At 66.2% G+C, this 16,228-nt stretch carries 11 protein-coding genes; 9 read left to right on the forward strand and 2 right to left on the reverse strand.

What is annotated here, in order from left to right; all coding sequences use genetic code 11:
• Nucleotides 1–520: 520 nt before the first annotated feature.
• From Pla175_RS03040 to Pla175_RS03050, 3 genes are all read left to right on the forward strand, one after another.
• Nucleotides 521–1,798: an IS701 family transposase gene (locus Pla175_RS03040; protein WP_315851498.1), complete on the forward strand. Its 1,278-nt coding sequence runs from the start codon at nucleotides 521–523 to the stop codon at nucleotides 1,796–1,798.
• Nucleotides 1,799–2,418: 620 nt separating this feature from the next.
• Nucleotides 2,419–2,628: a DUF3565 domain-containing protein gene (locus Pla175_RS03045; protein ID WP_145281217.1), complete on the forward strand. Its 210-nt coding sequence runs from the start codon at nucleotides 2,419–2,421 to the stop codon at nucleotides 2,626–2,628.
• A gap of 164 nt (nucleotides 2,629–2,792) precedes the next feature.
• Complete coding sequence (locus Pla175_RS03050; RefSeq protein WP_145281219.1) at nucleotides 2,793–3,704, forward strand: alpha/beta hydrolase; 912 nt, start codon at nucleotides 2,793–2,795, stop codon at nucleotides 3,702–3,704.
• Nucleotides 3,705–3,731: 27 nt separating this feature from the next.
• Here Pla175_RS03050 and Pla175_RS03055 read toward each other — a convergent pair whose 3' ends face one another.
• Nucleotides 3,732–5,114, reverse strand: a complete 1,383-nt coding sequence (locus Pla175_RS03055; RefSeq protein ID WP_145281221.1) for a sulfatase family protein — start codon at nucleotides 5,112–5,114, stop codon at nucleotides 3,732–3,734.
• Nucleotides 5,115–5,292: 178 nt separating this feature from the next.
• A complete protein-coding gene (locus tag Pla175_RS03060) occupies nucleotides 5,293–6,723 on the reverse strand; it encodes a transposase (protein ID WP_231954157.1) in 1,431 nt (476 codons plus the stop codon).
• Nucleotides 6,724–8,324: 1,601 nt separating this feature from the next.
• On the opposite strand from Pla175_RS03060, the gene Pla175_RS03065 reads away from it, so the two are divergent.
• From Pla175_RS03065 to Pla175_RS03090, 6 genes are all read left to right on the forward strand, one after another.
• Nucleotides 8,325–10,622, forward strand: coding sequence for a hypothetical protein (locus tag Pla175_RS03065; RefSeq protein ID WP_145281223.1), 2,298 nt, complete (start codon nucleotides 8,325–8,327; stop codon nucleotides 10,620–10,622).
• A gap of 204 nt (nucleotides 10,623–10,826) precedes the next feature.
• Nucleotides 10,827–11,270: a ribosome hibernation-promoting factor, HPF/YfiA family gene (gene hpf / locus Pla175_RS03070; RefSeq protein ID WP_145281224.1), complete on the forward strand. Its 444-nt coding sequence runs from the start codon at nucleotides 10,827–10,829 to the stop codon at nucleotides 11,268–11,270.
• Nucleotides 11,271–11,396: 126 nt separating this feature from the next.
• The gene (locus Pla175_RS03075; protein WP_145281226.1) at nucleotides 11,397–11,873 is read left to right on the forward strand and encodes a PTS sugar transporter subunit IIA; all 477 of its coding nucleotides are present in this window, start codon (nucleotides 11,397–11,399) and stop codon (nucleotides 11,871–11,873) included.
• 77 nt (nucleotides 11,874–11,950) lie between these two features.
• Nucleotides 11,951–12,268, forward strand: a complete 318-nt coding sequence (locus tag Pla175_RS03080) for an HPr family phosphocarrier protein (RefSeq protein WP_145281228.1) — start codon at nucleotides 11,951–11,953, stop codon at nucleotides 12,266–12,268.
• A gap of 290 nt (nucleotides 12,269–12,558) precedes the next feature.
• Nucleotides 12,559–14,301 (forward strand): phosphoenolpyruvate--protein phosphotransferase, encoded by a 1,743-nt coding sequence (gene ptsP / locus Pla175_RS03085; protein WP_145281230.1) that lies wholly within the window; start codon nucleotides 12,559–12,561, stop codon nucleotides 14,299–14,301.
• Nucleotides 14,302–14,457: 156 nt separating this feature from the next.
• Complete coding sequence (locus tag Pla175_RS03090) at nucleotides 14,458–16,134, forward strand: Rne/Rng family ribonuclease (protein WP_145281232.1); 1,677 nt, start codon at nucleotides 14,458–14,460, stop codon at nucleotides 16,132–16,134.
• The last annotated feature ends 94 nt before the right edge of the window (nucleotides 16,135–16,228 follow it).

The raw sequence follows: 16,228 nt of genomic DNA on the forward strand, positions 1-16,228 counted from the left end.
CATCCCTCCAGGTCCCGCCGGCCGCCAGGCAACACCTGCTGCCATTCCAAACGCCGGCTTGCCTAGAGGGTCGCATATTGCCTAGCTTGGCGCAATCGCCGTGGAAAGCGTGCGCTTGGTCACGTGATACTGCGGTCCTCAACGCTCTAACAATTACGAGCTGCGCATTGTCTACTAGCTGAATTAACGCTTCCGCATCAAAGCCCGTAGACGACACGTTGAGCTCGCGAAGCAGCGGCAGTTCTCGCAGTGACTCAGCACAACGTCCGGTGATTTCTGTGTTGTACAAGTTCACTGCCTCAAGCATCTTAAGCTCAGTCAAGCAAGCCACATCGACGTCGCGAACTGCCGCACCACTAACGTCGAGGCGTCGTAGTTGAGTGCATTTCTCGATTCCACTGAGTCCGTCCTTTGGTAGCCCTGCGTTAGTACTACAGCGCTACGTTGATCTTGTTTGCGTTTGGGCGATCGGCCATGTTGTTGGTGTCGCAGGGGGGCGACCTGGCGCAGGGCCGCTAGCATGGACGCCGATGAGATCCGCCGTTTGAAGCCGGAATTGACGAGTTACTTGCACGAATTCGACGCCTGTTTCTCGCGTCGAGATACTCGTGCGCACTTGCCAACCTACGTCGAAGGCCAACTCTCCGAACTGCCCGCGAAGAGTTGCGAGCCGATGGCGCTGGCCGCCGGAGTGGCGCCGCGGACGCTGCAAGAGTTCCTGGCCCAGCACCGCTGGGACGAAGACGCCGTGCGCCGGCGACTCCAAGAGATCGTCCTCCGAGATCATGCGGGGCCGCACTCGATCGGCCTGATCGACGAAACGAGCGACGTCAAGAAGGGGGACAAGACGCCCGGCGTGCAGCGGCAGTACTGCGGCTGCGTCGGCAAGCAGGAGAACGGCATCGTCACGGTCCACTTGGGCTACGCGACCGGCGACTTCCACGCGCTGGTCGACGGCGAGCTGTTCTTGCCGGAGAGTTGGTCGGAGGACCGCCAGCGGTGTCGGGCCGCCGGCATTCCCGAGGACATGGTCTACCGCTCCAAGTGGAAGATCGCCCTGGAGCTTTGCGATCGGGCCGCGGCCCACGGCGTGATGTTCGACTGGCTGACGTTCGACGAAGGCTACGGCGGAAAGCCGCTGTTTTTGCAGGGCTTGGACGGTCGAAAGCAACGCTTCGTCGCCGAGGTCCCGACGACGTTCTCGTGTTGGACCGACCGGCCGCGCGTGACGGAGCGACCCTTTCGCCGCGGCGGTCGCGGCCGGCCCCGCAAGGTCCCGCGGTTGGTCGCCGCAGCGAGCGCCCCGCAGAGCGTGCAAGACCTCGCCGAGAACTGGCCCGAGCTGCGTGATCAAGCGTGGACCCGGTACTACGTGAAGGACGGCGAGAAGGGGCCGCTCGTGTGGGAGGCGAAGCACGCCCGCATCGTCATGAAGAACGACGACGGGTTGCCGGGGATCGAACTCCACCTGCTCGTCGCCCGCAACGCATTGAACCACGATGAGGTGAAGTATTTCATCAGCAACGCCCCGTCCGACACGACCATCGAGACGTTGTTGCTGGTTGCGTTCTCGCGGTGGCGCGTCGAACGGTGCTTCCGCGACCAGAAGCAGGAGATCGGACTCGATCAGTGGGAGGGCCGCTGTTACCTCGGTCTCAAACGCCATTTGATCCTGTCGTGCGTCAGCTACTTGTTCCTGGCCCGCTGTCGTGAACGGCTGCGGGGGAAAAAATCCGGAGGTCACGGTCTGCCAAGTCCACGCCGCCGTCGGCGCGCTGCTGCCGAGTTGGCAGCGTAACGGCCGGGCCTCGCCGACGCTCATCGAGCACACCGCCAACGTCATCCAGCACTGGCAACAACGCAACGCCGCCGCGCGGGCCTCCCACCGGAAGCGAACCCTGAAAAAACTGCGGAGAAACGGCATCATTCTCAAAGGCCTGATACGCTGCAGATGGACGTGACCTAGCGCTGTAGTGTTAGGCCAGAGAGAGTAAATTGAGATCGCCTGGGCGCAAGTTGTTTGTCGTAATCCTTCTGGGTTACCAGCTATTCGCTATTCTCAACGTGTATACGGATGGGTACTGCCTCCCCGCGACAAACGTGTATGCTCTGTGGGCGTTGTGTATGGCGGCGGCGCTGTGCGCTTTAGGCAGACGTTTCGGATGGGTCATGGCATTCTTGTCTGCTGGTTTGACTGCCAGCCTGTCGCTGATACCTACTCCGTCAAGTTTCTTCGGGCATGTTCTCATGTTCGTGGCATTCGGAGTCTTAGCGGGCATTGTTGTTGATTTCCTCACTTTTTCACCTGTAAGTTTGAGCCCTGACAACGCGAGGAAGGGAAGTGCAAAGCTCTCGCGATAGGGTGCTAGAAGCCGTCGAGAACCAGTAGCCGGGCGCCTCTCTTCCGCAGCTCGCCCCATGCAGCAACCGATCACCGGATACCACACCGACGACGACGGTCATTGGGTGGCCCAGCTCGCCTGCGGTCACAACCAACACGTACGCCACGACCCTCCGTGGCTGATCCGGGTGTGGGTCACCACCAGCAGCGGGCGCGAAGCGATGCTCGGACACCGGCTCGGATGCAAGAAGTGCGACGAGCACGCGGCCCCCGGCCCGCGCCCCTAACATTCGCAGCAGTGGCGCAGTAGCCGCGCGGGTCCGAGGGTCCGCCGAGGGGGCGCCGGCTTACGCCTGCGACCCCGGCCACCCGACCGGATCGTGCTTGACCCAATCCCCCCCGCCCCCTAACCTGCCGCCGCGTCTTCCGGGTCAGACGGGGCGAGGCGGCCATGCAAGCGATCCACGCGGTCACGATCGGCGTTTGCGCGTCGCTTGTCGGTTGTGTCTCGCTCAGCCCCCCGGGCGTGCGTTCGATCGACGACGCCATCGTCTACCAACCCGCGAAGCACTACGCAGAGGCGATTCATCCCGCCGACTTCGTGCCCGAGGATGCGTTCTTCGAGGCAGACGACGGCGTAGCGCTGCATGGCTGGTACTGCCCGGTCGCGTCGCCGGAATCGATCATCCTCTTCGCCCATGGCAACGCCGGGAATGTGGCCGACCGGTGGATGGTCGCCCGGCAGCTCAACCAGCACTGCAACGCCAGCGTGCTGTTGTTCGACTACCGGGGCTACGGCCGGAGCGAGGGGACGCCGTCAGAGCCCGGCCTGCTGCGCGACGCCCGGGCCGCCAGGGCGTGGTTGAGCCAACGCGCGGGCGTGCCGGCCAGCGACATCGTGCTCTACGGCCAGTCGCTGGGGGGCGGGGTGATGGTCGACTTAGCGGCGAACGACGGCGCACGGGCGCTGGTGCTTGAGAGCACGTTCACGTCGCTCCCAGACGTCGCTCACGACGCTCTGCCGCTGCTGCCCACGCGGCTGCTGATGCGCAACCGCTTCGACTCGCTCAAGAAGATCCAGCGGTTCCACGGGCCGACCTGGATCGCGCACGGCGACGCCGACAGGGTGATCGACATCGAGCACGGCAGAAAGCTGTACGCCGCCGCGAACGAGCCCAAGCAGTTCGTTGCGGTTCCAGGACAGGGCCACAACTGGGTCCCCAACGGCATGCACCTCGCGCAGTTGCGAAGGTTCCTGGAATCCGCCGGCAAGGCGGCCGGAGACCCGCTCGGCGAGATCGACGCATCGGCGGCCACTTCCAAGTCGGGCTGGTCGCCCCATCCGCCAAGCCCATCAACCTAGAAGGCGCCCAAGGCGCCTAGCGCCCCGCTAGTTCGGCCGCTCCAAGTGCTCCAGCCCCTTGTCGCCGGTCTCCGCGATCCAGCCATCGACCAGCCCCCTCAGCTCTTCGAGCGTCGGGCGGTGCTCCGCGGACTCCGCTAGGTTGTTCAGCTCGAACGGGTCTTCCACAATGTCGTACAGCTCCTCGGCCGGCTTGGTCTGGGCCACGATCGTCTGTTGAGCGCTGGTGAGCTTCCCCTCCGCCGCGAGCCGCTCGATGACCGGCAGCATCGGGCGGTTCTCTCGCACGTACTCGCACTCGCGGTAGCCGTTTTCGGGGTTGTAGTTGCGGATGTACTTGTAGCGGTCGGTGCGCACGCAGCGGATGTGATCCATCACCTCGTCGATCAGGTCGCGCGCCGCGAACACGTGGTCCCGGGACTGTGCGTTGGGGCCCAGGATCGGCCGGCCGTCGAGCCAATCGGGGAGCCCGTCGGCCCCCCCGTCCGCACCCCCCACGCCGGCGATCTCCAGCACGGTCGCCGAGACGTCGATCATGCTCACCAGGCTCGTCTCGACCGAACCGGGCGCCACGTGGCCCGGCCAGCGGATCACCAGCGGCACGCGGATCCCCGGGTCGTACAGCCAACACTTGCCGCGCAGGTGGCAGCGGCCGTTGTCGCCGATGAAGATCACGACCGTGTTGTCCGCGATCCCCTCGCGGTCGAGCCGCGCGACCACCTGGCCCACCTGGGCGTCCATCGCCTCGATCGCGTCGAGGTACATCGCCCAGTCCAACCGGCACGCGGGGTCGTCCGGGAAGTAGGGGGGGAGCTCGACCTTGGCGGGGTCGACCGGGTGAGGCGAACGCCGCCGCACGTCGGTCCAGCCCCGGCCCGGGTTGCGGTGGGTGCCGTACAGCGTGATCTGCGCAAAGAAGGGCTGACCGGGCCGGCGGGCCTGCCAGTCGGGGCCGTCGAACAGCGGGTCGGCCTCGAAGTTCAGGTCGGTCTTGTCGGAGTAGCCGCAGCCCAGGGCGGTGTAGTAGCCCGCTTCGCGCAGCAGCCGCGTGATCGGCACGACGCCGGCCGGCAGCGTCACGCCGCTGCGCCGCTGGTCCTGCGTGCCGGTGCGGGTCTGGTAGACGCCTGTCATCATCGCGTTGCGCGAAGGGGTGCAGGAGGGGGCGGTGCAGAAGGCGTTGGTGTAGCGGGCGCCTTGCGACGCCAGCGCGTCGAGGTGCGGCGTCTGGACGGCCGGCTCGCCGTAGCAGGCCAGCTCGGTGCTGATGTCCTCGGCCATGATCCAGACGATGTTGCTGCGGGCGCCAGCGGCGAGAACGGCGGGCGCCAGCAGACCGACAAGCAGCGAGGAAGCTACCAGCGTGGAAGCGAGCAGTCGCGCAAGCGCGTTGGATGGTGCGTGTTTCATCCACTCAAACCTAGTTGGCGCGGGGCGATCCTGCCATTGCTTGGGAAAAAGGCGTCAGGAACCTCTTTCGTTGACTTGTGGACGAGCGCCGCGGCCGGCTAACCTCGGCGAGTGGGACGACCACGCCGGGCCCCCTAGTGCGCGACGCCTTCTTGTCACCCGGGGGGGCGTTGTGCCGCTAGCAGCCCGTTGATCTAAGCGCATACTCCTGTGGCCCGCCAACTGTGAGCAGTTGGAGGCGTGACTCTGTAGGCCGGGCTCCCAGGCGAGCATGTGTGTCCCACAAGTTCTTCATCGCCGCGATGAGAAGCCAGGCGAGCTGCATAAGCCCGGCGGAGCCACCTTCGCCCTGCAGGCCCCTCGGCGTGCCGATCCCGAACAGCTTCCGCATTACCAGGCCCAGGTTCCGCACCAGCGCCGACGTCAGTAACCGCTTCCTCACCTTGTCGATCCCCCGCAGCCATGTGCGGCGTGACCCGCCGGTGTCGCACACGTGGGCGAAGCTGCGCTCGACCCGTTCACTCCTCAGCCGCTGGAGCCGTTTGTTCTTGGCGGTCTTGGTCCGCCGGCGGTTACCCTTCACCGCGCGCTGCTGCTCGACTGGCTTGGCGCTCAGACGCGACTCGCCGCGGCGCTTGGGCTCCGGCACATACGTCCGCACCCCGACCGACGTGACCAGTTCCAGCTGCTCGGCAGCGTGGTAGCCCTTGTCGGCAACCGCTTCTTCGATCTGCGCTTCCAGCCCAGCCTCTGACAGGTGCGTCTGCGCCTCCATCACGCTGTCGCAGAGGGTCTTCGTGTCGCTGTGGTCGCCGTGATAGACCTCTGCCGCCAAGATCAGCTCCGTCTCGATATCGACCACGTGCTCCGCCTTGTACGCCAAATGCGTGCGGCCGTCCTTGAGCTTGGTGATCCGTGCGCTCGGGTCGGTCGTGCTGACCCACTCGGCGTTCGAGACCCTTTTGTTCTTCCGCTTCTTATCGAAGCGGCGGACCTCTTCGTCGCTCGGCTCGTCTCCTTTTTCGATCACTCCTTCCTTCTTCATCAAGCCGATGACGTACGCCTTCCAGTCTTCTCCTGTGTCGCGCCGCACGATGCTCTTCATCGCCGCATCGGCTTCAAGGGTAGTCGAATCGACCGCTACCGTCTTGCCTTTTAGCAGTCCCTGCTGCGCCGCCAGTTGCAGCACCAGCCGGAACACTTCCTGGTGGACTTCCAGCGGCAGGCGGTCGCGGACCCGGCTGAGCGTCGAGTGATCGGGGGTCGCCTCGGTCAGCGGAACGCCCAGGAACTCCCGCAGGCTGAGGCTGTCGGCGCACCGCCACGCGATGCCCCGCTGTGAACCGATCCCCTCGAAGTAACCCACCATCAACATCCGGAAGTAGACTCCCGGCGGGACCGACGGCCGCCCACGCGTGCCGGTCGGCTGGTAGTACGGCTCGCACAGCTTCTCGACCTCGCGGTCGAAGCCCGCCTCGGAAAGCAGCCTATTGAGCCGCTTGTAGAACGCGTGCCCCTGACTCTTGGGCAGCTGCTGGGCCGTCACGAACAACACGTCCTGCCGATCCCGCTCTCGCCTTCCCATCCCCATCGCTTCGCTCCTGCTCAAGTCACGCTTTCGTCGGCGACGCAGTTTAGCGCCAAGGGGTTGGTCGGGGGAGTGGCATTTTTCAACGGGCTGCTAGGTCCGACGTGCCGGGGCGCAGGTCTTCCACACCTCCGCGGCTACTCGCCGGACGACCCCCGCGGCGGCAGGTGCGGCTCGGGCAGCGTGGGGGGCGTCGGATCTGAGGGCGGTGATGTCCACCGCCGTCAGATTGGGCGATAATCGAACCTGCCCAGGAGGGTCACTCCTTCGCTAGACAAATTGGCGCAGTTCCCCCCCTATGTGAGTCCCGCCTCGCCAATTCGTCCCTCACTCTCCGGTTCCACACGCACCTGCTATTGATACGTTAAAGGCGCAACTCAATCGCAGATCGTATAGACTTAGACAAATGGCAATTGCAAAACCAGTTCCTTGCCCTAAGTGTGGGCGGTCTATGGTTAGGTTCCTGCGATTCTTTGTTTCCGCGTTATTCTTAATCGGATTCATCCTGGCTTGTGCGTCTTGGGTGCGAGGCTACTGGTGGTCTGACCACGTTGGGGGGAAGTACTCTGGAAATAACTTCAGCCTTCAATCCGCTTGTGGACAATTCCGGCTGTCGACAGTTACCAATCCGCAGCCGCTCGCTTGGAGCTTTTATTCCACGAACCTGAACGCGGAAGAGATTACGTGGGTAGGACTGAAGTTGACACTCCCCGGAGTGAAACCCATAGTCGATTTTCCCGCTTTGAATGTGACTTGGACACCAGGGAGAAAGATCGTCTGGTTAAAGGCCTGGGTGCCAACCTATCTGTTTGCTTCCCTAGCGATTCTCCCTTGGATGAGATGGCCAATACGGTTCAGTCTTCGCGGTTCGTTGCTTGCTACGGCAATCATTGCTATTCTAGTGATGATCGCGAGTGCTTCGTAACCCACAAAAACTTTCCGCTGAGCAATCGCTGTGGAATCACCTTAGCTGTCTCTCCTTTGATTCTGAGATTCCAGCGGAGGCGTGAACAACCGCTTTTGGAATTGTCGGGATGTTAAGTCGCTCAGGAGGCGTCGTCCTGAGCAGGTGCGGCCGACGCGCAGCTCGCGTCGGTGCAGCTCACCCCCCTCAGCTCACCGATAGAGCGCCTCTGCTCATCGGCGCCTCACTCTGGGTGGCTAGCGTCGGCCTAAACCTGCGGCGGTGTCCTCGCGAAGAGGCAGTGACGACGCCAGGAACCCCCGCCTCCCCCCCGGCCTCGCCGGGGCGTGCGTGACCCCGTAGGGCGGCGTCTCGGCGCCGAGCTCGTTCCCTCGGCACGATCCCCCGGCGGGGCCAGTGCAGACGGGTTTTTCGCCTTTTTCTGATTTTGTTGTACGGCGCCGGCCCGGATCCGCCACTAATCAGAGTGGGGGCGTGCTTTGCGGCGGCCGGCCTCGCTTTGCGAGCAGCCGCCCGGCGCGTCCGAGAGACCGCTTTTTACGCTGTTTTGCCGCCCGAGGAGGGGCTTGTCCGGTTTGGAATCGGGCCGCCCGCCGGACACGCAGGACAAAGCTCTACGCAGCAAGACGCCGCAGCCAGAAACCGACAGCCCAACGCCATACGCCGCCCGCCGGCGACCCAACCGAGCCGAACCGCCATGCGACTGACCCTACGAACCCTGCTCGCCTACCTAGACGACGTGCTGACCCCGGCCGACCGCGAGGACCTGCGGCACCGGATCGCGGCCAGCGAGTTCGCCAGCGACCTGATCCACCGGGTCAGCGACACCATGCGGCGGATCCGCTTGGGCGCCCCGGAGGTGCTGGGGGAAGGGGTCGGCGCCGACCCAAACACGGTGGCGGAGTACCTAGACAACACCATGTCGGCCGAAGTGGTGCCGGAGTTCGAGCGCGTCTGCCTGGAGCGGAACAGCCCGCTGGCAGACGCCCAGCTGGCGGAGACGGCCGCGTGCCACCACATCTTGACGATGGTGCTGGGGCAGCCGGTCGAGATCGACACCGCGGCTCGGCAGCGGATGTACGCGCTACTAGAGGTGGCGCAGCGCAACGCGGAGGCCTCGGCCCAGGCCGCCGCCACGCCGCGGCCCGCCCCCGAGCCTGAGGAGCGGATGAGCCAGACGCCCGACTACCTGCGGGCGCCCGAGCGGCCGCTGTGGGTGCGGCTGGCGCCGGCGATCGCGGCGGTGCTGTTGTTGGGCGCCACCTGCTGGTTTGCGTTCCGGCCCGGCGGCCCCTTGGGTCCAGACGTCGCCAAGAACAACCCCCAACCCGCTGCCCCCGCCGAGCCGCAAACGCCCCCGGACGGAGATGGGGAAGCAGACGCCGGCGCAGGCGAGGCAGGACAGCCCGACGCTGGTGAGCCCGAAACTGGACAGGCCGACTCTGGGCAGGACGACGCAGCCACGCCCGAAGCCGGCGCCGGCGACCCCGAGACCGCAACCCCCGCTGCCGGCGATACCCCCGCAGAAGGGACCGCGTCGCCAGACACGGGGGAAGAACCTGCGCCCGGACCTGCTGGGGGACCTGACGCGGGCGCCGACCCGGGGGTGGATGACCCCGAAATGGACGATCTTGGGCCCGCTCTCCCGGTGGAATCGGCCGACCCGTCGGCCACGGCGGCGCCCGGTGCTGAGGGCGGCCCGGGCCCGGCCGAGGGGGGGACGCCCCCCGGCGCAACGGCGGGCGAGGGTGCTGCGCCGGGGCCCGAGACAGCAGGCCCCGAGATAGCAGACCCCGAAGCAGTGGACCCGGACGCAGCAGAGACCGACGCCCCGGTGGCGCCCCCCGAGCCCCGCGAGATGGGCCGGACACTCCCCTCCGACCAGGTGCTGCTGCTGCGCGACCCGATCGACAATAGCTGGGTCCGGCTCGCGGCCAAGCAGCCCCTGTTGACCGGGGACGAGCTGCTGGCGCTGCCCACCTACCGCCCCGCTATCAACCTGGAGGGGGAGTTCGACGTAGAGATGCTGGGCGGGACCCGGGCCCAGATCGATGTCACGGGCGAGACCCCCAAGCTCAAGGTGGTGTACGGCCGGGCGGTGATCACGAACGTCGCCAAGCAGCCGGCCGACTTCCGGCTGGAGGCGGGGGACGCGGGGCTCGACCTGCGTATCGGCCCCGGCGGCACCGTGGCGGTCGACACGGTACGGCCCTTCCGGCCGGGGCTCGACCCGATGCAAGAGCTGGCGCCGGCGGAGACGAACGTCTTCGCCAAGGCGGGCCAATCCCCCATCGAATGGACGTGGGACGGAGAGCCGGGGGGCGTGGCGGCCGGCGCCGAGGCGGGCTGGTCGATGCGTGGCGGCGTGGCGACGCCCAGCGCGTTGGTGGCCTTCCCGCTGTGGGTGGTGAGCCGCGAGGCGCCCAGCACGCTGGACGAGACCGCCTCGCCGCGGCTGGAAAAGCAGCTCGTGGTGGGGGAGGAGGCCTGGCCGAAGCTGCTGGCCGCGTTTAACTCGCCGATGAAGGAAGAGCGTTACCTGGCGGCGGTTTCTAGCATGCACGTAGGCAACTTCGAGCCGTTCGTCACGTCGCTGCGGGACGAGGAGCAGAAGCAGGCCTGGAATCAAGAGATCCAGGCGATGCGGGTGTTCATGAGCCGCAGCCAGTCGTTGGCCAAGGCGGTCAAAGACGAGCTGATCGTGCAGCGTCCGGAGCAGGGGGAGGTGATGTACGAGATGCTGGTGGGTTACACCCCCGAGCAGGTGGGGCTGACCGCGGAATCGCGCAAGAGCGGGGTGCTGAAGGAGCTGATCGACCGGCTGGAGAGCGACGTGCTGGAGTACCGGGTGCTGGCGATCTACAACATCGAGAAAATCACGGGCCGGAAGGTGGGTTTCGCCCCGGCCGGGACGCCCCAAAACCGCGACCGGTACGTCCGCACGCTCCGCCACCTGCTGGAAACGGACGGTTTCGCGCCAGCGGGCGCCCCGTAGCAGCGGGGTTGTTCTAGGTTTCCCATAGCCGCCACTATCGCTACAATCGTGGCTTGGACCGAAGCCCGCGGGCCTCGGGCGCCAATCGTCTCGCGGCCCGCAGACCGGGCGAGCGCGGCCCATTGGCCGTGGGCGCCCAAGCGGGTTCCGGCTCCGATGCGATCTTGGACGAACGACAACTAGAGCGGCTGGAGCAGGACGGTAGTGCAAACGATTGTCACGACGAGGCACGGAGAGCTAAGCGAATCCAGCCGCCAGGTGCTGGTGAAGAAAGCCGAGAAGCTCGGCAGGTTCTTTGAGCGGCTGACCGCGATCGAGGTGATCGTCGACCTCAAGGACGAGCACCGTCCGCGGGTCGACATCAAGGTGTCTGCGGAGCACAAGCACGATTTTATCGGTCACGACCAGTCGGAAAACCTGCTGACCGCCCTGGAATCGGCGGTTCAGAAGGTGGAGCAGCAGCTCCGCAAGTACAAAGAACGGGTCCAGACACGGGCCCGTTCGCCCGAGGCGCGTCGCTGGGACGGCTCGAAGGCCGTGGACGGGGCGCCCGAAGGCACGCCGGGAGGCGACGGGTCCATCGGCGACGAGTCCATTGGAGACGAGTCCATTGGAGACGAGGACCTCAAGGACGACTCGGTCGGGTGACCGGCCCGCGCCGAGCGCACGACCACCAACCGCACGACGACACGACCACTCCGCGCAGGCGATCGACGGATGGACGTCGACCCGCGGGTCACGATCACAAGGCCTGATCATTAGGAAAGGCTCACCATGAATTTTGCGGATTTTATTTGTAAGGAAGCGATCCGGACTGACCTTCAAGCGACCGACAAGGAAGCGGTGATTCGGGAGATGGTGACGGCGTTGCAAGAAGCCGGCTCGGTTTCTGCGGCCAACTTCGAGAGCATCGTTCAGGCGATCCTCAAGCGTGAAGAGCTGGGCAGCACCGGCATCGGACGCGGGGTCGCCGTGCCGCACACCAAGCACCCGACGGTCGACAAGCTGTCGGGCGCCGTCGCGGTGAGCGAGAGCGGCGTCGACTTTAGCAGCCTGGACGGCGAGCCGGTGCACCTGCTGTTCCTGCTGGTGTCGCCCCCGGACCGCCCGGGAGACCACCTGCGGGCGCTGGAGAACATCTCTCGCCGGTTGCGCGACGAGTCGTTCTGCCGGTTCCTGATCCAGAGCAAAACGTCCGAAGACGTCTGGCAACTGCTGGAAGAGGCAGACAACAACCAGTTCGGCTCCTAACCCGCAGGCGCGCGGCGCCATCGGGCCTTTCGGGGTCATTCGACGGCGCCGGGCGACGGCAGCAACCCACGATCGCCATGCCCGTCTACCACGCCACCCGGATCGTCGTGGTCCGACACGCCGATGGGCTCCACGCCCGGCCGGCGGAGATGGTGGCGCGTCAGGCGATGCAGTACAAGTCGCGCGTCGAGTTGGTGCGCGACCAACGCCGCATCGACGCCCGCAGCATCTTGAATATCTTGACGCTCGGGGCGGAGTGCGGCGTGCAGCTAATCGTTGAGGCCGAAGGGGACGACGCCGACGCGGCGGTCGAGGCGATCGCCCGGCTGATCGAAAGCGAATTCACTACCGAGGCGCCCTCGCACGAGCAGCGCCCGTGCGGAGACGGCGGGTGACGCCGCCGTCGGAAAGCGAGCGTTGTGGGAGGCGAGCGTTGGGCAGAGCCCCGGCGTTCGGCCCCACCGCGAATTACATCCAACACACCGATCCCCCCGCAGCGGCGCCGCGGCAACAAAGCCCGCCCGGGACGACGTAGAAACAAGCTCCGCACACGCAAGCCCGTTGTTTTACCGATGACGCACCCGACCCCATCGACGGCCCTCATCGCCCGCGCGCCCCGCGCGCTGGCGCCGCCGGGCGGCAGGAAAACACCAGGCTGCTAACGTGTGTGGCGCGCAAGGGCGCCATGCAACGGCTACAAGGTATCGCGGTTTCGCCCGGCGTGGCGATCGGCGAGGCGATCGTCCTCGACAACGAGGGGTTCCGCATCCCCAGGCGGTTCCTCACCCGTCACGCGGTACGCAACGAGATCAAGCGGCTTGAGGCCGCGATCAACGAATCGACCGCCGAGGTGGAGCGCAGCCGCGTGCGCATCGCGGCCGAGCTGGGCGACGACTACGCCTCGATCTTCTCCGCCCACGCCCAGATGCTCAACGACCCCCGGCTCCGCGAGGAGCTGGAGGAGCTGATCCGCGAACGGCACTACTCGCCGGAATACGCGGTGAGCCGGGTGCTGAGGCGCTACGCCAAGGTGTTCCAGGCGCTCGAAGGCTCGACCATGGCCGAGCGCGCCAGCGACATCTTCGACATCGAGAAGCGGCTGCTCCGCCGGTTGCTGGGGCAGAAGCGGGAGGACCTGTCGCGGATCACCTCCGAGGTGCTGGTGCTGGCCCGCAACCTCACCCCCAGCGAAACCGCCAGCATCAACCCGAAGTTCGTCCGCGCGTTCGCCACCGAAACGGGCGGCCCCGGCAGCCACACGGCGATCGTGGCCGAGGGGCTGGGGATCCCGGCGGTGGTGGGCGTGGGCGCCTTCCTGGCGGAGGTGTCCGGCGGCGAGACCGTCATCATCGACGGCGACCAGGGGCTGGTGATCGTCCAGCCGGACGAGGAGACCCTGGCCCGCTACCGGCACGAGGTCGACCACCAGCGATCGCTCGCGGTCAAGCTGCAGGAGCTGCGCGACCTGCCGGCCGAGACGACCGACGGCGTGCACGTACAGATGCTGGGGAACATCGAGTTCCCCAGCGAGGTAGAGCACTGCCTGGCCCGCGGCGCCGACGGCGTGGGGCTGTACCGCACGGAGTTCCTCTACCTCACCGGCGGCAGCGAGCCGACGGAGGACGAGCACTACGAGGCCTACGCGTCGGTGATGAAGGCCATGGGGGACCGCCCGGTGGTGATGCGCACCCTCGACCTGGGCGCCGACAAGCTCCCCCACCTGCCGACCCCCGAGGACGAACGCAACCCGTTCCTGGGGCTGCGCAGCATCCGGCTGGCGCTGAAGCACGTTGACATGTTCCGCACCCAGTTGCGGGCGATGCTGCGGGCCAGCGTGCACGGCGAGCTGAAGATCATGTTCCCGCTGGTCAGCACACTGATCGAGCTGCGCCGCGCGAAGATGGTGCTGGCCGACGCCATGGAAGACCTGGAGGAAGAAGGGGTCCCCTTCGACCGCAATCTGAAGGTGGGCATGATGGTCGAGGTGCCCAGCGCCGTGCTGATGATGGACCACTTCGTCGAAGAGGTCGACTTCTTCAGCATCGGCACGAACGACCTCATCCAGTACGCGTTGGCGGTCGATCGCAGCAACAAGGACGTTGCGGGGCTCTACACCGCCGCCGAGCCGGCGGTGATCAAGCTGATCCAGATGTCGGTCGATGCGGCAAACGCCGGCGGCAAGCCGATCAGCATGTGCGGGCAGATGAGCGGCAACCCCCTCTACACGATGCTGCTGCTGGGGCTGGGGCTGCGGGCGCTCAGCGCCACGCCGGCGGCGCTGCCGGAAGTCAAACGCGTGTGCCGCAGCGTGTCGATCAAGCGTTGCCAGAAGGTGGCCGCCCACACGCTCAGGCTGGAGAGCGCGCGGGACGTGAAGAACTACCTCCGTGAGGAGCTGAACCGATTACTACCCGATCAACCACTTTAACCCCGGAGCTGCGCCCTGTGCCGGCGAGCCGTCGGCGTTAGCCGACGGACAAGTCCGCGCGAATCTCCGTCGGCTCACGCCGACGGCTCGCCCGGCGGACGCCCCGCCAACCAGAGCGTTGCCTCCGGCGCCAGACAACCAAAGGAAACCTTTTCGATGAAGCAAGAAATGCTCATCAACGTCGCCCAGCCGGAAGAGTGCCGGATCGCGATTGTTGAGAACGGGCAGCTCGAAGAGCTGTACGTAGAACGAACCAGCGCCGACAACTACGTCGGCAATATCTACCGCGGAAAGATCGTCAACCTCGAGCCGAGCATCCAGGCCGCGTTTGTTGATTTCGGCGTGGGCCGCAACGGCTTCCTGCACATCAGCGACGTCGAGGCCCAGTACTTCCGCCAGGGGGGCTACGACCCCGACGTGCCGATCGAGCCCAGCGGCCGCCAGAGCGCCCCGCAGCGCGAGGCGCCGCGGGACGACGACTTCGGCGACGACGACGACGACGGCGAAGAGTCGGCCGGCGGCGACGACGCGCCCCGCTCCAACGGGCGCGCGACCCAGACGCAGCGGAAGATGCGCCCCGGCGTGCGGCCGCGCATCAAGCCCCCCATCCAGGAGGTGTTCCAACGCGGCGACGAGGTGATCGTGCAGGTCATCAAGGAAGGGATCGGCACCAAGGGGCCGACGCTCTCGACCTACATCAGCATCCCGGGTCGGTACCTGGTGCTGATGCCGGCGTTGGGCCGGATCGGCGTGTCGCGGAAGATCGAAGACGACGACGCCCGCAAGCGGCTGCGGACCATCCTCCGCGAGCTCAACCCCCCCAAGGGGCTCGGCTTTATCGTCCGCACCGCGGGGACCGAGCGCACCAAGAAAGAACTCTCGCGCGACCTGGCGTACCTGGTGCGGCTGTGGAAGGTGCTGGTGCGGCGGATCCGCAAGAGCGAGGGCCCCTCGGACATCTACGAAGAGAGCGACATCGTCATCCGCACGATCCGCGACATCGTGACCTCCGACGTTGAGTCGATCCACATCGACGAGCCCCAGGCGTACGAACGGGCCAAGGAGTTCTTGCAGTTTGTCATGCCCCGGCACGTCGGCCGGCTGCACCTGCACGACGGCAAAGAGCCGCTGTTCAACAAGTACAAGCTGGACGAGGAGATCGCCCGCATCAACCAGCGCAAGGTGCCGCTGCGGGGGGGCGGGTCGCTGGTGATCGACCAGACCGAGGCGCTGGTGGCGATCGACGTAAACAGCGGCGCGTTCCGCACCGACGGCGGCGCCGAGGAGTCGGCCTACCAGCTCAACCTGATCGCCGCCAAGGAGATCGCGCGGCAGCTCCGGCTGCGCGACCTGGGGGGCGTGGTGGTGAACGACTTCATCGACATGCGCAAGGAGCGCAACCGCCGCACCGTAGAGCACACGCTCCGCGACGCGATGAAGCGGGACCGCGCCCGCACCAAGATCTTGCGCACCAGCCCATTCGGCCTGATCGAGATGACCCGTCAGCGGGTCCGCCCCAGCCTGAAGCGCAGCGTCTACCGCGAGTGCCCGTGCTGCATGGGGAACGGCCTGGTGAAGAGCGCCGAGAGCATGTCGATCGAGGTGGTGCGGAAGCTGATGATGGCGAGCCAGCTCGACCGGGTCGAGCGGATCACGCTCACCGTCGACGAGAGCGTGGCTACCTACCTGAACAACAAGAAACGCCGAGAGCTGGCGCGGTTGGAGGACGAGAACAACGTGCAGATCTTGGTGCTGGGCCGCGAGGGGCTGTCGCCGGAGCACCTCGAGTTTCAGTGCGTCGACGCGGCGGGGAAGGAGATCGCGTTCGAGTGAGGCCCGCGGCGTTCTGAAGTGAAGCATGCCGGCGTGCGCGGCTCGCAGCAATCGAGTCGCGCACGTCAGTAAGCGGAGCGCCCCGGCAAAGCGC

The organism is Pirellulimonas nuda (assembly GCF_007750855.1).
GTDB lineage: Bacteria > Planctomycetota > Planctomycetia > Pirellulales > Lacipirellulaceae > Pirellulimonas > Pirellulimonas nuda.